Source organism: Chryseobacterium sp. WX (assembly GCF_029542485.1).
Taxonomy (GTDB): Bacteria; Bacteroidota; Bacteroidia; order Flavobacteriales; family Weeksellaceae; genus Chryseobacterium; species Chryseobacterium cucumeris.
Genome location: NZ_CP120710.1, coordinates 4,327,939 through 4,351,643, shown reverse-complemented (window position 1 = coordinate 4,351,643; position 23,705 = coordinate 4,327,939). Strand labels below are relative to the sequence as shown.

The window sequence follows — 23,705 nt, the reverse complement described above, 5'->3', positions numbered from 1 at the left end:
ATATGAAAAAAAGTTATATCCTGCTATTATTGATTATAGCTCATACCATATATGCACAGGTTGCTATTGGGAAAACCTCAGTAAACAGCTCAGCTGTGCTGGAAGTTTCACAGACCACCAATAAAGGAGTACTTCTGCCAAGAGTAGATATTATAGATGTTTTGAATAATACCTCTCCGGTAAATAATCCGGCAGAAGGACTGGTTGTTTATAATAAAGGGAACTCCATTAGCCCCGGTCTTTATATCTGGAAAAGCAATATGTGGACTCAGCTTTCTGATACGTATAACCTGGTAAGTTATATGATGCTTCAACGCACCTCTGATTATTCAATACTTGGAGGTCTTGCCAACGGTACATACAAAAATTTCAATGATGCCGCATTTACTGTTGTATCTAATGATATCGGAGCTTTATACAATACTTCTACAGGAATTATCACACTTCCCGGAAACAGCGGTTATCTGGTGAATGTATGTCTTAACATCAGAACAGCTCTTGAAAGTACGACTGCCGGAATAGGAGGAACTTCTGTTCATCTGCATCAGTATCTTGTAAAACTTATTGATCCGTCCACAGGAAATCAATATGGTAAAACAATTAGTATCAATGCACAATCAATTGCCAGTAATAAGACCCATACTCTGAATATGAGTTTCTCTTTTGTGACTACTTCAGCAGCTCCTATTCTTTTAGTTCCAGCCATTGCTCATGATACGGGAGGAACTTACCAGAACGGATCCGGAGGAACAACGCCTAATAACGGAGAAATCATCATCACGAATGCTAAAGTTGATATTCAAAGATCAGCACTTAATCAATAATTTATAGCACAATGAAAACATCTATTTACATAATCGGTATGATACTGTTAAGCATTTTCTCAAATGCACAAGTTGGTATTAACACAAACGTACCTAATGCGAGCAGTGTTCTGGACATTAGTTCTTCTAATAAAGGAGTTCTTCTTCCACAATATGATCTGCTTGTTCTGAACAGTACCTCCACTCCCATTGCGAATCCTGCAGACGGGCTTATTATTTACAATAGCGGAGGAGCATCTACTTTTCCGAAAGGATATTATGTTTGGGTAAGAAATCAATGGCAACGTATTATAGTTTCCGGTTCAGAACCTCAGATCATGTCTTTGCTTATCAGTCCGGGAGTACTTATTCCTACCGGAAGCACGAATAATACATTAGGGAACTTTGCGGTTACTTCGAATAAAATTACAGGAGCTTCACTAGGCGCGGATAATTCCACGATTACCCTGCCTGCCGGAACATATATTGTACGGTATTCTGTGGATTCCAGCAATGCGAATAATAATAACGGAACGGCTAACACCCAGTATCTTTCTCAAAATTTTACCTGTACCCGTTCTTATCTGATTAATTCCGCTACCAGTGCAACCATTACGGAAACCAACAGAATGTGCCAGTTATCAAGCTCATTTACATTTTTCCAGGGAAGTTATTTTTTAACACTGGCTTCTCCAACAACGATCCGTCAGAAGTTCGAATTTGATACAGGAAACGGTTTTACCGCCAGTAATCTTAATGTAAGATCATCATTATCACTTGTCATTACCAAGATGAGTCTATAAAAAAACTTAAGCATGAAAAATGCTTAAGTTTCATTATTTATGTTTAACAGGACTTTAATTTTTAAAGTCCTGTTTTTTTAATTCAATTTTGCGGTCAATTTTTTAAACTGCTTTTCAGCATTTTTACCTTCATACAAAATAGCATATACGGTATCAATAATCGGAAGTTTAAGATTTTTCTGTTTTGCCGTTTTATAAATGGAATCTGCAGCGTAATATCCTTCTGCTACCATGTTCATAGACTGAATGGCAGATTTTACGGTATATCCTTTCCCAATAAGGTTTCCAAGGTTTCTGTTTCTTGAGAAAAGTGAATATGCCGTTACCAAAAGGTCACCCAGATATGCACTTTCATTCACGTCTCTTGGTGCCTCATAAATCGCTTCCAGAAATGTTTCCATTTCACGGATAGCATTGGAAACAAAGACTGCTGTAAAGTTATCACCATAACCCAATCCACTTGCTATTCCCGCTCCGATGGCAAAAATATTTTTAAGAATGGCGCTGTATTCATTTCCTAAAATATCTTTGCTTGTATGAACTTTAATAAAATCTGAACTGAAGATTCCTTCAAGTTTTTCAGCAGTCTCATCTTCTACGGCCGCAATAGTAAGATAAGAAAGTCTTTCCATAGCCACCTCTTCAGCATGACATGGCCCTGCAATAACGGCCTGATTTCTGAAACCAATTTTAAATTCATCACGCAGATAGTGTGCTACCACGTCATTTACTTTAGGAATAATTCCTTTAATTGCTGAAATAAAGATCTTATCTGAATATTCACAGGTCATTTTATCCAACGTATCAGACAGATAGATAGACGGTGTTGCCAGAACAATAACATCACAGGCAGTAACCAGTTCGTTAATATCTGTTGTCAGTTTTAAACTTTTAAGATTAAAATGGGCAGCCGTAAGATAAGTTGGGTTATGTCCACGAAGCTCAATAGCTCCTTTTACAAATTCATTTCTTACACACCAGTGTACTACTTTGCAGTTTTCAACAAGCATTTTTACAATAGCGGTTGCAAAACTTCCGCTTCCTACAACTCCTACAGAAATATCCTTTTTATTCTTTTTTGGATTCGAAGATTCTGAAATAATTTTCTTTTTAGCCATAATTGGAATGTGAACTGCAAAGATATTAAAACAAAGACGTAACGCAGGCTTTGAAACTATGATAAAAACCATTTTCTGAAAAAATTAACACTACAACACAATTAAATAGCTAATTAGCCGTTAAATACAGAAAAAACTGAATTTTAATTAAAAATAACTCACAAAGCTTATTTTTAATTAAATTTGCAACTTCAAAACCGTTTTAACTTACTAAGAGAAGAAATATGAAAAAATTTCTAAACAGCAAGAAGAACGTAAACATTCTCCTGGGAGGACTTTTACTAGTAGTTTTTGCACAAGGTGTATTCATTGCCAAACTCTTTTCTGAAAGAGATGACAAAACCTACGAAGTAAACCTTGTAAAAATAAACACTGAAAAAGACAGTGTAGATTATTTAAAAATGAAAAGTGATCTTACTCTTGTAGATCAAACCGTTGCTCAGCTCAACTCCTTCCTGAAGTCCAAAGACATCACTAATGAAAAACTAATGATGCTCAACCAGGACAGTATTTCAAACTCTATTTATCTTTCCAAACAGGCTAACCGATACAGCCAATATCTGATGGATCTTCAGAAAAAACTGATGCAGGTTCCCTTAGGAATGCCTACAGATGGCTATATTTCCTCTAATTTCGGGATAAGAAAAAATCCTATTCCTTTCAAAACTGTTTTTGCTTCGGTAAGATCAAGTGCAGCAACAGAGACAAAACCAACAGTAGTGGCAGCAGCTAAGCCTGAAGTAAAAGCTGAACCTGTTGAGAAAATTATAGAACTTACAGACAGCTATGGAAATAAGAGAGAAGTAAAAGTAATGGTAACCCCAAAAACGGCTCCTGTAGCTGCAACTTCTGCTCCTGCAACCACAACAAAAGCTGCTTCCGGAACGCCTGCAACTAAAACTGCTGTCGCTGAAAAAAACAATCCACCTGCTGAAGCTGATCAGATGCAGTTCCATAAAGGACTGGACATTGCTGTTGCCTATGGTTCTGATGTAAGAGCTGCTGCTGCCGGAACAATCATTTTTTCCGGACAAAAAGGAGGCTATGGAAACTGTGTAATTGTTTCTCACGGAAACGGGCTGGCTACTTTATATGGACATTTATCTCAGCTTATTGCAAAAGTAAATGATAAAGTAAAAGTTGGTCAGGTCATTGCAAAATCCGGAAATTCCGGGCGTTCTACAGGACCTCATCTTCATTATGAAGTACACAAAAACAATACTCCGATTAACCCGAAATTGTTTATGAATCTATAAAAGAAAACTGTCCCTCATGAGGCAGTTTTTTAGTTTTACAAAATAGAGTATTCATTTAAAGACCTTTTTTAAACACGAAGAACACGAATAGTTCCACGAATAGAACGAATCACTAATATAATTCTCATGATCATAGATCTTCAAAATCTATAAAATCTGCGAGAGATTATTTTAATTCAAAGTTTTTAATTTGCTTTCTTTTGAGGCTAAGGAGGCAAAGTTAGAATCAGCAAGCTGATTTGATGAGCTTTAATGATATTTTATTGTTAACTATTATGATACAAAAAAGACAGCTGCCAATGCTGCTGTCTTTTTATTTTAAAATTTTAAGCGTTCCTTTCGGGTGGGTAAATGTACCGTCGGGACCTGCAATATTCGAGTAGATGATATTTTTATTATAATCCTGAATATGGGTTACATTGAAACCAAGGTGCGGCTCATGCCAGTAGACCATAAAAACATTTTTTGCTACTTCTACGGCAGTATATTCTACAGTATCTGTACTGTTTTTTGAACTTCCGGCTGTTCCTGTGAATGTCATGGTTTTATTATCTTTAAAATCAAGAACGAATTTAACTTCTCCAAAGTTCACTTCCACTTTTTGTCCTATTGCCGGATAGGGTGATTTAAGATCCCAGTCCATTTCTTTAAGATAAACCTTTACTCCCATTTCCAATTCTTCTTTTCCTGGCAGATCAGGGTATTTTTTTACCATGAAATCTACAATTGCGGATGTAGTTTTGTTTTCAGTAACTGCCTGTTTATAATTTTCCAGATAGTTTTTCACAAAATCAAGAGATTGTGGTGATGTGGAAAGCTCTGCAAAATGAGAAGGAATAACTTTTTCCGGTTTCAAACCTTTCATAGCATCAATCTGCCCTATCCATTGATCAACGGCTTTGACATTCTGTGTATCTGCCATCCAGAGATGTGAGCCAACAGAAACTGAAATTCCGCCTGCAATGGTTTTGATGGACGGAATCCAAAGAAAGCTATGTGCAGGATCTTCAGGATTTTGTCTGATTTCAATTTTGTTTCCTTCAAGATCAGGAATTGAAGTAACTGCTTCAGGAATTATAATTTCTGATGGGGCACCTGCCTTCAGCTGTGGTTTCCACACTCCCATTTTATCATCTTTTGAAGCTGATATAAGGTAAGCAGTCTGTGCCGTTGAGATAATTTTAGCATTAGGAAAAGCTTTTTTAATCACATCCAATCCAAAATAGAAATCAGGATCGCTGTGAGAAATAAAAACGGTTTTCAGGTTCTTTCCTGTTGCTTTTATTTCTTTTACCAGCTGTTCCGCATATTGTTTCTGAAACTGAGCATCTACCAGTATCGCATCTTTATCTCCGTAAATAATGGTAGAAGTAATGGGAAAAATAGCTTTGATTCCCGGATTATAAACTTTCACTTTGAGATTCCCTGCAAATATGCTGATGAATCCCAACAATGCTAATAACGACCATAATTTTTTTTGTATCATTTCTGTTCTTTTATCGATTAGTAAGCTGCTGTGAAACGTTCACGGATGTGATTGTTCTGCTCTAATTCGTCTACTAAAACTACGGCTACGTCTTCTACAGACAGACGGCTTCTTCCGTTTTCATCAAATACCGGAGTTTCCAGTGAAGTCCTGTATTTTCCTGTTCTTTCTCCTACATTCGCCTGGTTCATTTCTATAGCAGGGCTGAAGAATGTCCAATCCAACGTATTATTTTCCTTGATTTTGTTTAGATAATCTCTTGCTGCCGTAGCACCAGGTTTGTAAGCTTCAGGGAAATCAGGAGTATCTACAATTTGTACGTTATCGGGTGTGTAAAGGCTTCCTGCTCCACCTACTACAATCAGTCTTTTTACTCCCGACTGTTCTACAGCTTTTTCAATGTTCTCAGAACCGTTTAAAAAATCGTTGTAAAGGTTAGGGTTGGTCCATCCTGCATTGAATGTACTGATTACTGCATCACTTCCTTTCAATGCTTCAGCCAGTTCGCTTACATTGTTTACATCAACACTTTTTGCAGTTACATTTTCCTGTGTTTTCACTTTTGATGCATCTCTTACCAATGCTTCCACCGCATATCCTCTTTCTGCTAATTCTGATACTACGTGTGCTCCTACAAATCCTGTTGCACCGATTACTGCTACTTTTTTCATAATGTTTTATTTTTTTAATTAAACTGTAATAAATTTTGTTACATTTAAGATGAAATTTTTTTATTCGAACTGGTCAGTGAATTCCTGTAATGACTTGTCTCCTAAAAAGTTTACCACCAATTGATCTGTTTCTTCAAATAATGTATTTAAATGATTGTTGATCTCCTTTCCAACACTGCATGCGGGATTGGGATTCTGATTTTTTTTGCCTAATACTTCTGTATTTTTTACTGCTTTATAGATCTCGGAAATTGTGATCATTTCAGCATTTTTTGCAAGCTGACTTCCTCCTTCTTTTCCTTGTCTGCTGATAATCAGACCTGCCTCTCTCAATACGCTGATCTCCTTTCGGATAATCACCGGATTCACATTGATACTACCGGCCATCCAGTCAGATGTAAGCCACTCCTGAGGGCTTTTCGCCAATAGTGTCATTATATGTACTGCCGTAGCAAATCTTGTATTGTTCATTGTAATTACTTTGCAAAGATACACATTTTTTAAATGTAACAAAATTTATTACAGTTAATTTTTTCTTAAAGAATTAATTTATCCAGATCCAGCAACAAATAATTGATATTTTGATTAATGGTACGTGTGGCCGACTGCATCTGATTGAGCATGGCAGCGCGGTTATGAAGATCGTCTGCTCTGTAAAAACCTCCATCACTGAAGATTACAGACTTATCTGCTGTTTCTTTATTGTCATCAAACTGGTAATGAAGCCATCTTAATTTCATATTTCCGATAATGGAGTGTTCTTCTCTGTTGGAAAACTTTTTCTCTGTGTACATATACCAGATAAAAGGGGGGAAATTCGGAGACTCTAATTTTTCTTTCCAGATATCTCTCAAAAGGTTTCTCTGGTGGATAAACTCTACCTTTTTCCCTTTTGGATTAAGGGTTGCCAGTCCAAAACCTGCTCCCAGAATCCCTCCGCCTATATCGATGGCATTACTCCAGCCTTGATCATGTACAATTCCTCCTGCTATGGAAGCTGCTGCTCCTGCAACAATTGAATATAAAATAAGCTTATTATTTCTTGATGAATTTAAGTTATCCACATAATTTCCAATCTGGGCTACTCTTTCTCCTTCACAGTCGAACTCTGCGGCTACTGCATCCAGTTCCGTAAGAGCAATCGTTATTTTGCTGTTTATTTTTGTCTTCAACTGTAAGACTTTAATCTGGGAAGCAAGGGATGAATCTTTTTTAAGATCAATAATCTGATGAACCTCATCTAAATTATCCAGTGCGTTTAAGATGAGGATACTCTGGTCAGAAAAGACCTCTTTTAATTCTTTATTGGCTGCCAGTATAGAATCTGAATTATAAGACGGAAGTTTATTGCTGTAGTTATATTTGAACGGCGCTTTACAGTAGCTGTCTTTCAGGGTAAGAATATTCTGCTGAATAGCCTGATTCTTCCTGGAAACACAGGAAGTAAGAAGCCCGAAAACAATCAATAGGTAAAAAAGTTTTTTCATTCAGTGATTTTTTGTGTTATCAGGTATATTGCAAAATAAATTTCTCCATTTTCACAATTCTCCTATACGAATATAGTACAAATAAAAAAATTTACCTGAAATCAGGTAAATTTTTAATCTATTTTTAAGAAGGATTATTTAATATCCAGTAATTCAACCTCAAAAACAAGAGTACTGTTTGGTCCTATTTCCTTGCTGATCTCCTGATCTCCGTATGCTAAGTGCGGAGGAATAATCAATCTCCACTTACTTCCGACAGGCATCAACTGAAGAGCTTCCGTCCATCCTGAAATCACTCTGTTCAAAGGGAAAGATGCAGGTGTACCTCTTTTTACAGAACTGTCAAATACTTTCCCGGAAATAGTAGTTCCGTGATAGTGGCATTTTACAGTAGATTTGGGTCCTGGTTTCGGGCCGTCGCCTTCTGTAATGATTTCATATTGCAAGCCGCTTGGTAACTGCACAACGCTTTCTCTTTTACCATACTCTTCCATATATTCTTTACCATCTTTCAGGTTCTTTTCTGCTAATTCTTTTTTACGTTTAAATAACATATCTGCTACTCCCATATTATAATTTTTTACAAAGATAAGGCTTTTTGGGTTTGGAAGATGGGAGCACGATAAGCGAAGTTTAAAAGCCTGAAGAATTTTCCTCTCAAACAAAGTGACTTTAATTCATTCTCATTAAAAATAAATAAACACTAATAATCAACAAGTTAAAAAGATTATTTTTCAATAATCATTAATCATATAGTCTTACATTTTTGATTTTCAAAGATCTTTTCCACAAAATTCAAATAATTGTAATACTTATTTAACACAGATTTCGAAACTTGGCGTTATAATTGGATTTTAAAAACTAAATGCCAAATCCACTAAAATATAATAAGAAGTTTGATGAACTGAATGAAGAGGAAAAAAAGCTTCTGGAAATCAATAAAAAAACAATAGCAGATTTTGTTGAACAATCCTCTTCCATCAGCGATGTCAATTATGCTACCAGAAATGCCCATGCCAAAACGTATGCGGCAGCAAAAGGTACATTCAGGATAGAATCTGATATTCCGGAATCACTGCAGCCTTTTTTTGATAAGGAAAAATTTGATCTTACTATACGGTTTTCCAATGCTCAGCTGAAAATTAAGAATACAAGAAAGGATATTCCTGCCTACGGCTTTGCAGTGCAGATCAAGAATGAAAACGGTGGGCTTCTTGCCAATTATCCATTGGTGAATTTTCCCCTGTTTCCTATAAATTCTGTTTCAATTTTTTTGAAACTGTTTACGGCGGTCAACAGATTTTACACCAAAAAATGGAGCAGTTTGTTTACCCTGCTGCTTCAGATGATTAAAATGACTCCTTCCCTGCTAACAGCTGATATGGTTCGTAATATGATTCAACTTCTTCGTAAAAGAAATGATTTTATTCTTTCCTTCGACTATCATTCTATAGGAGCTTACCGGCTTGGAGATCATATCATCAAAATAAAACTGTCTCCTCAATCTGTGGATAAGAACATTGGAAAAAAACAAAAGGTCAAGGATTCTTTAAAAAACTATCTGCAGACACACAACTTTACTGCAGATGTCCTGATACAGATATGTTATGACCTGAAAGACCAGCCTGTCAACAAACTGAATGTGGAGTGGAAAAACTCTCCTTTTATCAAAATCGGTGAGGTTGTAATAAATAAAGGCTCTTTGCTGGATGATCGGAACTGTACAAATGAGCTGTTATCATTCAATCCTTTTGAGAGTAAAATATTTTTTCAGCCTGTAGGAAAAATACAGAAACTGCGTGATGAAGCTTATAAAGTTTCTTTGCAGACCAGAAGGAAAATTAATAAGTTACTGCATGGGAAAAACAGTTAAAATAATGATGACTGATGAGTTATGAATGATGAATTTTTGCATGTGATGTGAAAAAGATTGATCCAACTAAAAAATAAAAGACTGTTGTGACAACAGTCTTTACATCTTATTTAAACTTTCGTTCTTCTTCTTTGATCGCCAGATCATTGATACTGGCATATCTTTTTGCCATAAGCCCGTTTTCATCGAATTCCCAGTTTTCGTTTCCGTATGCCCTGAACCAGTTTCCCTCTTTGGTCTGATATTCATATTCAAAACGAACGGCAATACGATTGTCGGTATGCGCCCAGTATTCCTTTTTAAGTTTATAATGAAGTTCTCTTTCCCACTTATTCTGAAGAAATAGTACAATCTCTTCTCTCCCATTCACAAAGGTATCTCTGTTTCTCCATTCGCTATCGATGGTATATGCTTTGGAAACCTTTTCAGGATCCTGACTGTTCCAGGCATCTTCTGCCAATTGAATTTTTTCCAGTGCCGTTTCAAGAGTGAAAGGCGGAAGCGGATGTTTCTGTTCCATAACTCATTGTATTAAATTGCTGACTATCTTTTTTGATTTTTCAATTAATTCATTGGATTTGAAAAGCTGGCTTTCTATGATACTGCTTTCAAAAAGCATGTAGATATGATCGGAAAGTTCATCATCATTCAGCAATTCTAAAAAAAAGTTTCTAAGATCTACTTTATGAGACTGAATAACGCTCAGTATTTTAGTATTATCCATGGGGATTTCCGACAGAATATTCAGAAAGCTGCAACCTCTGAAGTTTTCCTTTTCATTCATATACACCAGAAAATCAAAAGCACTGATGATTTTAGACTGTAAGCCATTTCCTTTTGCTATAAATTGATTGAGTTCATTGAACCAATACTCATGTCTCACCTTCAGAAATTCTACACACAGATCTTCTTTGGATTTAAAATGCTGATAAAAGCTTGCCTTGGCAACTTCAGCTTCGGAAATAATCTGATTAATTCCGGTAGAATTATACCCTTGTTTTGCAAACAATTCAAAGGTCTTTTCTACAATTCTTTCTCTTGGAGATTTCATATGCTTTTCTTTTCTGGAACAAAGGTATGAAAAAAAACAATATACAGACCGGTCTGTCTGTTTTATTTTTGAAAATATTTCTTTGAAGGTTGGCTTGAGATGTTTGATAAACAAAAGCTTGATAAACAAAACAGCCTCCAGAAATACATTCCGGAGGCTTTTATATTATTTTAAGTGCGATTATTTTTCGTCCAATTCTTCCTTCTTCTCTTCTTCTTTTTCAGGGAAGATGATGGATAAAAGAACAGAGATTACCAATACTCCTCCTACGATTCCCAATGAAACCGGAGACGGAATATGAATCCATGGGGCAATAAGCATTTTAACTCCAATGAAGGACAGGATAATAGCCAATCCGTATGGAAGTTTGCTGAACATATGAATAAAGTTCGCTAACAGGAAGTATAATGATCTTAATCCTAAAATTGCAAAGATATTTGATGTATAAAGGATAAAAGGGTCATTTGAAATCGCAAAGATTGCCGGAATGGAATCTACTGCAAAAAGAACGTCCGTAAACTCGATAACACCCACTACTACTAAAAGAGGAGTTGCCATTTTGATTCCGTTCTGGATGGTGAAGAACTTATCTCCATCGTAATTGTCTGAAACTTTCCAGAAACTCTTGATCAGTTTTGCTCCTGCCGTATTGCTGTAATCTTCATCATCGTCATCATCACCGTCACCCCATGATTTGATCCCTGCATACACAAGGAATAATCCGAATAAGGTCATGACAACGTTGATTTTCACTGCTTCACCGAAGATATTCATTTCAGGAAGATACGTCAGATTGATTAATCCTACTCCTGCAAAGATGAATATAGCTCTGAAGATCAGCGCTCCGATAATTCCCCAGAAAAGAACTTTATGGTGAAGAAATTTCGGAACTTTAAAGAACCCGAAAACCAGAATAAATACAAATAAGTTATCTACAGACAAGGCTTTTTCAATCCAATAGGCAGCCTGATACTGTGTAAATTTCTCTACTGCCAAAGCATGGCTTTCAGGGCTTCCGTCGGTATTGAATACCCAATAGACCACTCCCGAAAAAACCATAGAAAGCGAGATCCATACAATAGACCAGATGGTAGCTTCTTTGGAAGAGACTTCATGACTTTTTTTATTAAATACCCCTAAGTCCAGGAGCAGCATGATAACGACTGTTACTGCAAATCCCCACACCAGACCAGGGTGCAGTTCTAAAATACTTTGATGTTCCACTTGAGTTATGTTATTATATGATAAAAGCAATAGATGCACAGAGTACAAATATTGCTATTTTATTTATATTTTGATTGTCAATTGATTATAGATAATTCATCTGTACCGTCTGGATTGTCTGCTCCAACTTTTTATCCGCTGTAGGATCTCCGATAGCATTGAATTTCCATTCTCCGTTTCTCTTATAGAAAACACCCATTACCATGGCAACATGTCCGCTGAAAGATGCGTCATTCGCAATATCATATTTTGCAAAAACCTCTCTTACATTGGTAGGTGATCCTTCATAAATACGGATAGAAGCAAAAGGAATAGTGCCGAAATCCTGGCCTCTGTAGCTGTTCAAAACCATTGCCACATGCTCCACATTTGGTTCCAATTGGCTGAAGTCTACCGTGATTACTTCGTTATCCAATCCGTCATCTCCATTCACGTCACCGGTAAGGTCGTCTCCACTGTGTCTTACAGATCCGTTTCTTGATTTAAGATTTCCGAAATAGATTACTTCTGTAACGTTTTTGTTTGAATCATATAAAATACAGCTTCCGTCCAAGTCTACTGCTTCTTTCTTTGTTCCGAAAAATCCTTTCTTTTCGATTGCTCCCCAGTTGATTCCTACACAAGCCTGGGAAAGCTCAGCTCCATTTTCTTTTTTAAGGTTAATTCTCTGACCTTTTTGTAAGTTGATAGCCATCTTTCTATGTTTAGTTGTTATTTACTTTTTTGCAAAAAAGGTAATCTTCTTTGCTTTTCAAATTTCGTTCTAGTTATTATTCAAATTCAAATTAAGCATTGCCCGCAGAATATTCGTTTCTTCGTCGAAGTCAAAGATTTTACTCATAATATCCATATTTTCCAGGTTTTTAATATAATCTTTCAGAACGCCTTCCACTTCAGCTGGCAAAGTACGCTTTCTTTCGTTCATACTATGTTCCAGCTGCTCATTTTTACTTCTCAGCTGATCAATAATGGAGCTCTGATTAGACTGATTCTCGGAAATATCCAGCTTATCCAGTTCTTTGTCGAAAAGATACAATTTCTTTTCGTCTACACTGAAAATAAAATAATCATCAGACTGAAAGATTTTAAAAAGTTCATAATCGTGGGTTCCGATAAGGTAACCACATACGAAACGGACTTTAAACCCCTGTATATTAAGCCTTCCCAACAGTTTCCTTTCAATGGAATATTCTTTATACTGATAGGAAGGAAAAGAATCAGTTTTCAGCAGTGTTTCATCTGCCTCCGATCTGTAAAATTCCTGGGCATATTTTTTATGAAAGTACAGTACATTTTCCCAATTGGCTGTAAAACGATCTTCCGTTAAGTCTTTATACACTGTTTTCAAGTGCTGGGAAAAGACACCGCTGTACATTTTCCTGTCGGTTTCAAAACTGTCTACCCTTCTTTCTTCAAAACCTGAAATATATTTACTGTTGATGTTAATTTCATTGATGACCGCCAGCATGTCATTTTCCTTCTGCTTTTTAATTTTAGTGAGAAGTTCTATAAGGCTGTCGGTATACTGCAGGTGGAAAAGTTCCAGTTTATTATAATCTAAAGCAGTATTTTCCTGGAACAGATTGTGAATAATATCCGTTTTGATGTAAATTGATATGATGTCAATATGTTCAAAAAAATTAGCGAGAAGCTTAAGCTTTGTTAATCTTCTTTTGCTCTGCGACAATATGGTTGCTGCATCATCCCCCACCTTAGTATCCTATAAATTAACCTCTGACATTTGCTTTAAGTTCATGCTCCAATGTCTGAAGATCCTGATCCAGTTTTCTTCTGTTGTCAGCTCCCTGTTTCTGGATTTGTTTCACTTCATTCAATGTATTGATCAGCATTGACGTTGTTTCTCTCAATGTTTCCACTGATACGATAGTCTGCTCGTTGGCTCTGGCAACATTCACAGAATTCTGGCCAAGACGTTCCGCATTCTTTCTTAAAATCTCTTCTGTAGTAGAAGATACTTTTTGCTGTATTTCAATATTCTGCTGCTGTCTGTACATCGCTACCGCAAGGGAAAGCTGGTTTTTCCAAACCGGAAGTGTAGTGGTAAGAATCGTCTGTGCTTTTTCAGCAATAGAAACATTGTTGTTCTGTACCAGTCTGATCTGAGGAAGTGACTGCATCATAATCACACGCACCACTTTAAGATCAGCCATTCTCCTGTCTAGCCTTGCAATGAAATCTCTTTTATCTGCAATCTGATAATCCTGATAAATCTGCGGATTCGCTTCCATCTGAGCAAGCTCGCCTGCCGCTCTTTCCATTCTTATATTACCTGCAATGACAAGCTCTTCAATCTGCTTGATAGAATTCACATTGCTTTCAAAAATAGTCTGAAGTACAGCGTTATCTTTTGTAGAGGTGATAATTCCTGCATTTACTTTATAAGAAATCTGCTCGATATTATTGATGATCTTATCGTATTTTGCAAAAAGATTTTCCACCTGAGTCATTACCTTTTTCATAAATGGCAATTTGCTCAGGAAACTTTTCACTTTATTTCCGTTAAGTTCTTCAACATCTACATAGTTAAGCTCTACCAAAAGGTCATTGATAAGCCCGCCAACTTCTCCTGAGTTTGATCTTCTTACATTTCCTAAGAAGCTGTCACTCTGGTTGGTTAATGTTTTCTGAAGCTCTGCCCCGAAATTAACGATTGAACCAGGATTGGTCTCGTCAATAGAGTTCGCAAGAACTTCATATTTCTGACGTTCTTCTGACTGCAGCTGTGTCAGATTTACATTTCCCTCTCTATCCACAAGAACAGCCGGCGTCGCATTCTGAGCGGGCTGAGCTGGAGTAGGAGGAGCCATTGGAGTCGGCTCAAAAGTTTTAAGGGGTTCTATTGATCCCAGCGGATCTATGGGTTGATTTTCCTGATTGTCCATGATTACTTCTGATAAATTGATACAAATTTCTCAAGGCCGTCTCTCTGTCCTGCACCTACAGCCTCAAATTTCCATTCTCCGTTTCTGTTGTAGATTCTTCCGAATTCTACAGCGGTTTCGATTGAGAAATCTTCGTCTAATTCGTATTTTAAGATCTCTTCATTCGTATCTGAATTAAAAATTCTGATGAAAGAATTTCTTACCTGTCCAAAGTTTTGTTTTCTTGAATCTGCTTCGTGAATTGTTACTACTACTGTAATTTCTTTGATAGCGCTGTCAATTTTAGTAAGATCAATTTTGATCTGCTCATCGTCACCCGATCCTTCTCCTGTAAGGTTATCACCCGTGTGGATTACAGATTTGTCCGGAGACTCAAGATTGTTATAGAAAATAAAGTGATTATCTGAAACTAATTTTTTGTCGTCCCCAAGCAAGAACAAAGACGCATCAAGGTCGAAAGCGGTTCCTGTAGAAGTATTATTGATATCCCATCCTAAACCTACAGTAAATTTAGGTGCGTTAATGTTTTCTCTTTGTCCTTTTTGTAAGTTAATAGCCATAATATAATTCCGTTTGTGTTAAAGTATTGATGTTATTTTCGTATTCTTTTATTAAATGATAATTGTTACTGATCGCCAGCTCCAAAAGCAGGTCCATCTGTTCCTTTTTTACTTGAGACGTAAGATAATCAAAATTACTTGAATCTAGGCCTAAAATATATTTGACAATCCTTGTATTGAACTGAAAACTTTCTTTATTCATCACTTCTGCAACATGATTTACATTTTTTACAGCATAGTAGTTGAAAAAGTTTTCAATTTTCGGGTCAAGGTCAAAATTCACCAGTTCTGCATAATACAGGAACATAAAGTCAGCCTCCACGTTATATTCATTCAGGATTCTGTTGACAGTATATTCATGACTTCCCGTGATTTTTATATCGTCTATAAAAATACAAAGTTTTCCTCTCAAAAAGTCCTTATCGATATAATAAGTGTCATTGGCGATCAGATTTTTGCGGTCTTCAAAATTGAGATTCCCGTAATCTGTGATGTATGTATGGTTTCTGTTGATTTTAGACAAAATACTTGACTTTTTTCCTTTTTGAAACAGATAAAAATCCAGGTGTTTTTTAAAGTAAAAACATAAAAAGTTGGATGCAGTAGGAATCGCCATATAGGGGCTTGGAAGCACTACAATCTCTTTATCTGTACTTAAAAGTTCTTCATTTTCGGAAATAAATCCGTCGAATAATTCTCTTGCGAATTTTTCAGCATACGACTTATCGCCATACTTGAAAAAGCTGTATTCTGCAGGTGAGAACGTAAACTCATCTGCCGAATGAATGTGGTGTAAGCTGTATCTTTTGTTCATGTTTATTTTTAGTGTTTAAGTAAATGGGCACTGAAACCAAAGTTCTTTGCTCCCTGATAATCTGCCACCGGATTGTCTCCGATATGCAGAATCTGGTGCATGGGCAAATCCTGATCTTTGATCTTATTCTTCACTTCCTGAAAAATAAGCGGGTTAGGTTTGGAACAGTTGATTTCATCAGAATAGATATGGAAATCTATGTACTGATCCAGGTTTTCATGAATCAGGAATTTCCGCATTGTTTTCCCTTTGATAAATCCAGTGTTGCTTAGAATATTTATGGTCTTTCCCTGATTTTTAATATCCTCAAAAAAATCATGAATATTTTCAAAAATTACAACTGGCTTATATTCCAGAAACAATTCTTCACTTTTGTTATAAAACTCATTAAGTTTTTCCTTATTAATAAGTTTTACGTCTACATCCAAAGCCCCCAAAATCATCAGATAAATTTCAAAAGTATCAATATTCCCCCCTGTCACCTCATTGATGGTATTACAAAGATCATCGTAATATTTTACGGTTTTCGCAACCTCATCTATCGGCTTATCTACGTTAAAAAATAAGGAGAACAGCTCAACTCTTTTTGCTTTAAATTCAGGATGAGATTTGATTAAAGTGAGCCACAGATCAAAGGAAAAATGACAGTGGTTATGGATGTCGATATCTGTTTTCAATAGGTTTTAAGTTAAAAGTTTTTATTTAGCTTCTTGAAAAAGATTTAAAATTTTTTAATCATCAAAAAGTGTTTACAATACTATTCTTCCCAAAGATAAAATATTTATCATAAAAGCATTACGTTCAAGTTCTGTTTTAAGATATTTTTATGAAAATCCAAGGTTTTGAAAGGTTCACAGAAGATGATTGATGAAGCGTTTAAAAAAAATATTTTCAAAAATTCTTTGGAAATCAAAAAAAAATTATAATTTCGCAACCGATTAAAAATCAACAATGTCAACAAAAATGATAAATATTATAACGTTAAGCAATCCTGTCAGAGCTGTGTTCTTTGGCAGCACTGAATATTTATCTGAATAGTTCTATAGATCTTTTATACCCAAAAATATATTGAAGACCTGTCTATTCGGATAGGTCTTTTTTGCTGCCCTGATTTCAGACTTTAACAATTCAAACAACTTCTGCTGTTTGTTAAGATCTCTGAAAATTTTCCTTTGATACGAAATACGAAAATGTTTTACCGGCTTTATAAGACCGGAGTGTATTTTGTGCTTATTTTTTTCAGAACCTTTTCCGAACACAGATCTAAAAATCAACAATTTAAATTAAAAAAAATGAAATACAACACACGAAATATAGGGATTATAGCACACGTAGATGCAGGAAAAACTACTTTATCCGAAAGACTTCTGTATTACACAGGACTTATTCACAAAATCGGCAATGTAGATGACGGAAATACCACCATGGATAAAGACATACAGGAAAGAAACAGAGGAATTACCATTTCATCCGCTGCAGTTTCTACCCAATGGAAAAAAGACGATAAAGTTTATAACATCAACATTATTGATACGCCTGGACACATTGATTTCGCAGTGGAAGTGGAACGTTCTCTAAGAGTTCTTGACAGCGTTGTCGCAGTTTTCTGTGCTTCTTCAGGAGTTCAGCCACAGACTGAAAACGTTTGGTTCCAGGCTGAAAAACATGGAACATCCAAAATCTGTTTCATCAATAAAATGGACAGAATGGGTGCAGACTTCTTTGCTGTTCTTAATGAAATAAAAACCAAGCTGAATTCTGTTCCATTGGCCATTCAGATTCCGATTGGAGCTGAAAACGATTTTGAAGGCGTTATTGATCTTATTAAAATGAAAGCCTTATACTGGACAGATGAAAATGGAGAAACCATTATGGAAAAGGAAATTCCTGCTGCTTCTATGACAGAAGCCCATGAATACAGAGTTAAATTAATGGAAACTCTTGCAGAGAATGATGAGATGTTCTTTGAAATTTTTATGGATACCGAACAAACAGTAACTGTTGAAATACTCTCAGAAGCGATAAAAAGGGTCTGCAGCTCCGGATCAGCTGTTCCTGTTCTTTGTGGCTCAGCCTTTAAAAATAAGGGAATCCAGCCTCTTCTTGATGCTGTGGTTACTTATCTGCCTGCTCCAGATCAGCTTGCTGACCTGCAGGGAAGAGATCCACATACAGATGAAACGGTAATATTGGAAAGAAATGAGAAAGCAGTTTTTTCAGGACTCGTTTTCAAAGTGGTGATTGATAAACATATGGGAAGACTGGCTATGCTTCGTGTGTATTCCGGAAAAATCAAATCCGGAGATACGATAGTGAATGTAAGAACGGGTGAAAGCTTCAGGATTTCGAGAGTTTTACAGATGCAGTCTGATAAAACATTATCAATGAACGAAGCTAAAGCAGGAGATATTGTTGCTTTAACAGGAATAAAAGATGCCAAGACCGGTGATTCTCTATCTTCTCTAGAAAAGCCGATATTACTGGAAGCCATTACAATTCCGACTCCTGTGATCAGAGTTGCTATCGAGCCGAAAACGAATGGTGATGAGAAATCTTTCGGTTTGGTATTGGCCAAAATACAGGAAGAAGATCCTTCTTTGGTGGTTGAAAGAGATCCGCAGACCGGAGAGACTTTATTAAGCGGCTTGGGAGAACTTCATTTGGAGGTTACATTGGAAAAAATCCGTCTGAATCATGGTATTGAAATCAATCAGGGGAAACCTAAAGTTTCTTATCGTGAGATCTTAACGGAAACCAAAGTTCACCGAGAAAAGCTTTCCAAACAAAACGGCGGAAGCGGCCAGTTCGCTGATATCACGTTTGAGATTGGCCCGGGAAATGACAATAGATTGGAATTTATCAATATGATCAAAGGTGGAGTTATTCCGACTGAATTTATTCCTTCTGTTGAAAAAGGTTTCAGAGAAGCTATGGAACATGGCCCATTAAAAGGATATCCTCTGGAAAACATGAAGGTGACTCTTCTGGATGGTTCTTTCCACGCTCAGGATTCTGCAGCATTTGATTTCGAAATTGCAGCAAGAGAAGGATTCAAAGCAGCGGCAAAAGGATGTCATCCTAAATTGATGGAACCTGTTATGCAGGTAGAAATCCAAAGTATTGAGGAGTACACGGGAGCTGTCACTGCGGATATCAACAGAAGAAGAGGGATTATCACTTCTATTGACGAAAAATCAGGAAGAAAGATTTTTGCAGCGGAAGTTCCGTTAGCTTCAACTTTCGGATATATTTCTGACCTGAGAACGCTGACAAGCGGAAGAGCTTCTATCAGCATGAAATTATCACACTATGCTTTAGTGCCTGATTTTATTGCAAACACATTAATAACCTAAACAAGCAAGGACTGTAGATTTTTTCTTACAGTCCTTGTCTTGTTTGTGAATGGTCAATTGTCAATTCGATGCGCTTGTCAATTTTTTTTACTATAAAAATTCACCATTCACTTGCGAAGCAAAATTCACTCATTGACTATGAAATTGTGAATAGTCAATCGTCAATCCGCTGCGCTTGTCAATTTTTTTTACTATAAAAATTCACCATTCACTTGCGAAGCAAAATTCACTTATTGACTATGAAATTGTGAATGATCAATTGTCAATTCGATGTGCTTTCAATTTTTTTTTACTATAAAAATTCACCATTCACTTGCGAAGCAAAATTCACTTATTGACTATGAAATTGTGAATGATCAATTGTTAATTCGATGTGCTTTCAATTTTTCTATTCTGAAAAAATTCACTTTTCACTTGCGAAGCAAAATTCACTCATTGACTCCTCTCCTATTTTTCCGGCATCACCTTATATGTAGGATCATCCTGAATATTAACTTCCACTACAGCCTCTGCATTTTTAAGTATTTTTCTGCAGTCTTCGCTGAGATGGCGCAGATGCAAGGTTTTGTGATATTGTTTATAACGTTTGGATAATTTGTCCAGCGCATCAATAGCACTCATATCTACAATACGGCTTTCTTTAAAATCAATAACCACCTGATCCGGATCATTCACAGGATCAAATTTATCCGTAAACGCTATTACTGAACCAAAAAACAAAGGTCCATATATTTCATAGTACTTCACCCCATTTTCATCTACATATTTTCTTGCTCTGATTCGTTTAGCATTATCCCAGGCAAAAACCAATGCTGAAATGATCACACCAATCAAAACCGCCAAAGCCAGATTGTGTAAAACCACAGTGATCAGAGCTACAGTTATTCCAACAAAAATATCAGATTTCGGCATTTTATTCACAATCCTGATGGATACCCACTGGAAGGTACTGATCGCAACCATCATCATAACTCCCACCAGAGCCGCCATGGGAATTTTCTCTATTACAGGTGCTCCACACAGAATAATAATTAAAATTAACAATGATGCAATAATCCCGGATAATCTGGCTCTGGAACCAGCGTTGAGATTCACCAGCGTTTGTGCTACCATTGCACAACCTCCCATTCCGCCAAAGAAGCCATTGGTAATATTAGCCAATCCCTGAGCTACGGATTCTTTATTGGCACTTCCTTTTGTATTTGTAATTTCATCCACCATAGATAATGTCAGAAGAGATTCTATAAGACCTACTCCAGCCATAATTAAGGCATAAGGAAAAATAATCTGTAACGTTTCCAGAGAAAAAGGAATCTGTGGGATATGGAAACTCGGAAGATTTCCACTGATATGGGCGATATCTGCTACCGTTTTTGTTGGAATATTAAATCCGAGAACCACAGCAAAGACAATGATAATAGCCACAAGAGAGGCAGGAACAACTTTTGTGATTTTTGGAAAAAAATAAACAATGGCAATTGTAAGAGCTGTTAAGCCAGCCATAATGTATAAAGGCATTCCCTGCAGCCAATTTACCGCACCACTACTATCTGTTATTTTAAACTGCTCTACCTGGGCCATGAATATAATAATAGCCAACCCGTTCAGGAATCCGTACATAACGGGTTGCGGAATCAGTCTTACAAATTTGCCCAGTTTAAAAATACCTACCATCATCTGAAGGATTCCGGCAAGTGCTACAGTGGCAAAAAGATATTCAATCCCATGGGATTGAATAAGAGCAATCAACACAACAATCGTTGCTCCTGCTCCACCAGAAACCATTCCCGGACGACCTCCCAAAACAGCTGTTACAAGTCCCATCATAAAAGCTGCATAAAGACCGATAAGCGGAGAAAGACCGGCCAGAATAGCAAATGAAAGAGATTCGGGAATCATTGTCATCGCTACCGTAAAGCCAGCCAGCAGTTCATTTTTATAATTGATTTTTTTCGAAAAATCGAATAATCTTATAGTATTTTTCATTCATTGACAAAGGTATGGACTGTCAGGATGGTATACAATTTTTTCTTTTTATCATTTTTTCATGAACCCATCTGTTAATTTGAATAATTCACACATCAGTTCTTATAATATGTTAATTTTAATTAAAATAAACACATAAGGTATAATTTTTATATTTATGATTGTTTTTACTTCTTATTTTTGTCTACATTTGAAAGCGAATAAGCAATTATTTGGTACTAATTAAAAATTCAACGAGTAAAAAGCTGTTTATCAATCTATCGCAGCTTTAACTCATAGAATTGTATAAAACCTTAATAGGTTATATATTATTTCACACAAATGGCAGGAAAAGAAGTTTGAAAGAGAAGAAGAGAAGACCATTGAAAATAAAGAATATAATCCAAGTACATTAAGGTGATCCCTACCCACCTGTTTTTAAGATATTTGGCAAAATTCAAATCTATTTTATAAGATTCATCGTCTTATGAAAGCTATTTTAATATTCTTAATCATAATTTCTATTCTTTATCAATTTCAAATTTTTGTGAATTATTCCCTGCCAAGTAAGATAATATATATCACCTATTCTCGTTTTTTTATATATAAGTTTAAACAAAAGAACAATATTTAGTAAAAATGTTATATAAAGAAATCCATATTGGGAAATTTATTAAGGAAAGAGTTGATGAAAATGAAATTACAGTAGAGAGGATATGTAAATTTTTAAGCAAAGATGAAGAGGCTGTCGAAATGATGTATGACAGCAGATCAATGGATACGGATCTTCTTTTAAGATGGAGCAAATTGCTGGAATATGATTTTTTCAGACTTTACAGCTCGCATTTGATTTTATACGCACCTCCGTCGGCAGTTAACAAAAACCAGCAGAAGTCCGAAAAAACACCTTATTTCAGGAAAAATATTTATACACAAGAAATTAAAGATTTTATAATGAAAAGAATTCTTTCCGGTGAAATGACGCAAAGTGAAGTCATTAAAGAATATTCTATTCCGAAAAGCACTCTCCACAGATGGCTTCAGAAGAGTGATAATGCAAACGGATAAACAGATAAAAATGCGCCCTAATTACAAAAAAATTTACCAGGATATGCTGAGGATGGAATATCCCGAAAAGCTTAAAGATCCAAAAGTTAAAGACCTTCTTGAAAAGCTTCATACGAGCGAAGATGTTCTTAAATTCAACGAAAAACTGTTCAAGCAATCCAGAGAAAATCAAAAACTCAAAACCTATGACAAACAGACTATGCTAAAACTGCTTCAGTATCAAAAAAAACATGGTCATTCTACAAGTTATATGTCACGAAAATATAAAATAAGCCGAACGACGCTTTCAAAATGGAAAGGAATGTTTGAAGAAGAGCTTGAAAATACAATGAAAAATGCCGGTAAGTAATCTACCGGCATTTTTTTAAGGTAATAATAAGGAAAAAACCGGGCTAAACGTTTGCCGGAGTCGAACCGGATAACCTTGCCGGAGTGATCGGCTTCGCTATTCCTCCCATAGTTGTGTTACGATGAATTTTTTCCTAACGACACTTCAAAATAGTAATATAAAGAAGCTGGAAGTGGGCAGAAGAAAGGGGTAAAGTCTGAAAAAATCATCTGACTTTATAGAAAATTATATACAAAGATATCTTTCAACGTCCCACTTCCGGCTTCTTATATATTTAAAAAACAAGGCAACAGGTGAATAATGCAGTCGTGCTCTAACCAGCTGAGCTACTCTTCATATTTAGACTGTGTTTTTTATTGTGGAAGAGACGGGATTCGAACCCGTGACCCCGTCGTGATGAGCGAAGTAACATTTTTCTACGGCACTTGTTTGTTTTTAAAATAAAAAAGAGGCAAGATTCGAAAAGACTTGTACAAGATCACTTTCATGATCTTCTGGAGTCGAACCAAATTAAACCGAAGTAGGTCTTTTCTACGGCACTCTTTTACAAATCAAGGTAATATTTTTCAGAATCTTCCGTGCATTTGCTCTACCAGCTGAGCTACCTCTCCTTTTCGAGGGAGAAGGCAGGATTCGAACCTGCGACCCAATGTTTACTCAATCTCGAAGTATGATTCTAAGACGACACTTGATTTTAATTATTTATAGTTATTAGTTTTCTTTCTACAAAATTATATTCTTATTGCGCATTCTATTTAGGTAGTATAATTTTTATTTACCTATTTGTTCGTTTTGCCTTGAAGCAAAAGAACCAAAAATTCAAGACCTGGAAACTTTGGCTAAAAATAACCTACACTCTCTAAAAATTCTAAAACTTGCGCGAATCTAATGTTACTTTTTAGTTTCACTTTCTGTCTTGCG

Annotated in this window: 23 protein-coding genes; 7 read left to right on the top strand and 16 right to left on the bottom strand. The window is 36.1% G+C overall.

The genetic code is table 11. The annotated features are described in order from the left end of the window. The first annotated feature begins 2 nt into the window (after positions 1–2). The gene (locus PZ898_RS19835; protein WP_123278916.1) at positions 3–824 is read left to right on the top strand and encodes a hypothetical protein; all 822 of its coding nucleotides are present in this window, start codon (positions 3–5) and stop codon (positions 822–824) included. 38 nt (positions 825–862) lie between these two features. After that, on the top strand, positions 863–1,606 hold the full coding sequence (locus tag PZ898_RS19830) for a hypothetical protein (RefSeq protein WP_123278917.1): 744 nt from the start codon (positions 863–865) through the stop codon (positions 1,604–1,606). A gap of 77 nt (positions 1,607–1,683) precedes the next feature. On the opposite strand, the gene PZ898_RS19825 is transcribed toward PZ898_RS19830, so the two are convergent. Beyond that, complete coding sequence (locus PZ898_RS19825; protein WP_062675514.1) at positions 1,684–2,724, bottom strand: NAD(P)H-dependent glycerol-3-phosphate dehydrogenase; 1,041 nt, start codon at positions 2,722–2,724, stop codon at positions 1,684–1,686. A 224-nt stretch (positions 2,725–2,948) separates the two neighbouring features. Here PZ898_RS19825 and PZ898_RS19820 point away from each other — a divergent pair, with 224 nt between their 5' ends. Then, complete coding sequence (locus PZ898_RS19820) at positions 2,949–3,980, top strand: M23 family metallopeptidase (protein WP_277694030.1); 1,032 nt, start codon at positions 2,949–2,951, stop codon at positions 3,978–3,980. Positions 3,981–4,293: 313 nt separating this feature from the next. On the opposite strand, the gene PZ898_RS19815 is transcribed toward PZ898_RS19820, so the two are convergent. From PZ898_RS19815 to PZ898_RS19795, 5 genes are all read right to left on the bottom strand, one after another. Further along, positions 4,294–5,466 carry an MBL fold metallo-hydrolase gene (locus tag PZ898_RS19815; RefSeq protein ID WP_277694029.1) on the bottom strand — a complete coding sequence of 391 codons (1,173 nt, stop codon included), beginning with the start codon at positions 5,464–5,466 and terminating at the stop codon, positions 4,294–4,296. A gap of 17 nt (positions 5,467–5,483) precedes the next feature. Next, entirely contained in the window at positions 5,484–6,137 is a 654-nt protein-coding gene (locus PZ898_RS19810) for an NAD(P)H-binding protein (protein WP_120233422.1), read from the bottom strand. A 60-nt stretch (positions 6,138–6,197) separates the two neighbouring features. Beyond that, the gene (locus tag PZ898_RS19805) at positions 6,198–6,608 is read right to left on the bottom strand and encodes an Rrf2 family transcriptional regulator (protein ID WP_076596660.1); all 411 of its coding nucleotides are present in this window, start codon (positions 6,606–6,608) and stop codon (positions 6,198–6,200) included. 65 nt (positions 6,609–6,673) lie between these two features. Continuing rightward, the gene (locus PZ898_RS19800) at positions 6,674–7,624 is read right to left on the bottom strand and encodes a hypothetical protein (protein WP_277694028.1); all 951 of its coding nucleotides are present in this window, start codon (positions 7,622–7,624) and stop codon (positions 6,674–6,676) included. Between the two features lie 134 nt (positions 7,625–7,758). Beyond that, on the bottom strand, positions 7,759–8,193 hold the full coding sequence (locus PZ898_RS19795; protein WP_052198510.1) for an FKBP-type peptidyl-prolyl cis-trans isomerase: 435 nt from the start codon (positions 8,191–8,193) through the stop codon (positions 7,759–7,761). A 296-nt stretch (positions 8,194–8,489) separates the two neighbouring features. Here PZ898_RS19795 and PZ898_RS19790 point away from each other — a divergent pair, with 296 nt between their 5' ends. Continuing rightward, positions 8,490–9,497, top strand: a complete 1,008-nt coding sequence (locus PZ898_RS19790; protein WP_277694027.1) for a catalase — start codon at positions 8,490–8,492, stop codon at positions 9,495–9,497. A gap of 106 nt (positions 9,498–9,603) precedes the next feature. Here PZ898_RS19790 and PZ898_RS19785 read toward each other — a convergent pair whose 3' ends face one another. The 9 genes from PZ898_RS19785 to PZ898_RS19745 all read right to left on the bottom strand — a co-directional run bounded on the left by PZ898_RS19785 (position 9,604) and on the right by PZ898_RS19745 (position 16,726). Then, complete coding sequence (locus PZ898_RS19785; protein ID WP_062675521.1) at positions 9,604–10,017, bottom strand: nuclear transport factor 2 family protein; 414 nt, start codon at positions 10,015–10,017, stop codon at positions 9,604–9,606. 3 nt (positions 10,018–10,020) lie between these two features. Continuing rightward, positions 10,021–10,548 carry a TetR/AcrR family transcriptional regulator gene (locus tag PZ898_RS19780; RefSeq protein ID WP_277694026.1) on the bottom strand — a complete coding sequence of 176 codons (528 nt, stop codon included), beginning with the start codon at positions 10,546–10,548 and terminating at the stop codon, positions 10,021–10,023. Positions 10,549–10,728: 180 nt separating this feature from the next. After that, positions 10,729–11,703, bottom strand: a complete 975-nt coding sequence (locus PZ898_RS19775) for a TerC/Alx family metal homeostasis membrane protein (protein ID WP_238590660.1) — start codon at positions 11,701–11,703, stop codon at positions 10,729–10,731. A 154-nt stretch (positions 11,704–11,857) separates the two neighbouring features. Beyond that, positions 11,858–12,466 carry a TerD family protein gene (locus PZ898_RS19770; RefSeq protein ID WP_047428248.1) on the bottom strand — a complete coding sequence of 203 codons (609 nt, stop codon included), beginning with the start codon at positions 12,464–12,466 and terminating at the stop codon, positions 11,858–11,860. A gap of 69 nt (positions 12,467–12,535) precedes the next feature. Then, positions 12,536–13,483, bottom strand: coding sequence for a hypothetical protein (locus tag PZ898_RS19765; RefSeq protein ID WP_277694025.1), 948 nt, complete (start codon positions 13,481–13,483; stop codon positions 12,536–12,538). Between the two features lie 16 nt (positions 13,484–13,499). Continuing rightward, a complete protein-coding gene (locus PZ898_RS19760) occupies positions 13,500–14,675 on the bottom strand; it encodes a toxic anion resistance protein (RefSeq protein WP_277694024.1) in 1,176 nt (391 codons plus the stop codon). 2 nt (positions 14,676–14,677) lie between these two features. Further along, on the bottom strand, positions 14,678–15,235 hold the full coding sequence (locus PZ898_RS19755; RefSeq protein WP_062675525.1) for a TerD family protein: 558 nt from the start codon (positions 15,233–15,235) through the stop codon (positions 14,678–14,680). Beyond that, the gene (locus PZ898_RS19750; RefSeq protein ID WP_277694023.1) at positions 15,225–16,049 is read right to left on the bottom strand and encodes a phosphoribosyltransferase family protein; all 825 of its coding nucleotides are present in this window, start codon (positions 16,047–16,049) and stop codon (positions 15,225–15,227) included. The genes PZ898_RS19755 and PZ898_RS19750 overlap by 11 nt, the downstream gene beginning before the upstream one ends. Positions 16,050–16,057: 8 nt before the next feature. Then, complete coding sequence (locus PZ898_RS19745; protein WP_277694022.1) at positions 16,058–16,726, bottom strand: HAD-IA family hydrolase; 669 nt, start codon at positions 16,724–16,726, stop codon at positions 16,058–16,060. Positions 16,727–17,341: 615 nt separating this feature from the next. On the opposite strand from PZ898_RS19745, the gene fusA reads away from it, so the two are divergent. Next, positions 17,342–19,402: an elongation factor G gene (gene fusA, locus PZ898_RS19740; RefSeq protein WP_277694021.1), complete on the top strand. Its 2,061-nt coding sequence runs from the start codon at positions 17,342–17,344 to the stop codon at positions 19,400–19,402. 447 nt (positions 19,403–19,849) lie between these two features. Here fusA and PZ898_RS19735 read toward each other — a convergent pair whose 3' ends face one another. Continuing rightward, the gene (locus PZ898_RS19735; RefSeq protein ID WP_277694020.1) at positions 19,850–21,388 is read right to left on the bottom strand and encodes a SulP family inorganic anion transporter; all 1,539 of its coding nucleotides are present in this window, start codon (positions 21,386–21,388) and stop codon (positions 19,850–19,852) included. A 618-nt stretch (positions 21,389–22,006) separates the two neighbouring features. Between PZ898_RS19735 and PZ898_RS19730 the strand changes: the two genes are divergently transcribed. Together PZ898_RS19730 and PZ898_RS19725 are read left to right on the top strand one after the other, a co-directional pair. Beyond that, the gene (locus PZ898_RS19730; RefSeq protein ID WP_062675529.1) at positions 22,007–22,435 is read left to right on the top strand and encodes a hypothetical protein; all 429 of its coding nucleotides are present in this window, start codon (positions 22,007–22,009) and stop codon (positions 22,433–22,435) included. Between the two features lie 10 nt (positions 22,436–22,445). Next, positions 22,446–22,784 (top strand): helix-turn-helix domain-containing protein, encoded by a 339-nt coding sequence (locus PZ898_RS19725; RefSeq protein ID WP_123278997.1) that lies wholly within the window; start codon positions 22,446–22,448, stop codon positions 22,782–22,784. Positions 22,785–23,705: the final 921 nt, after the last annotated feature.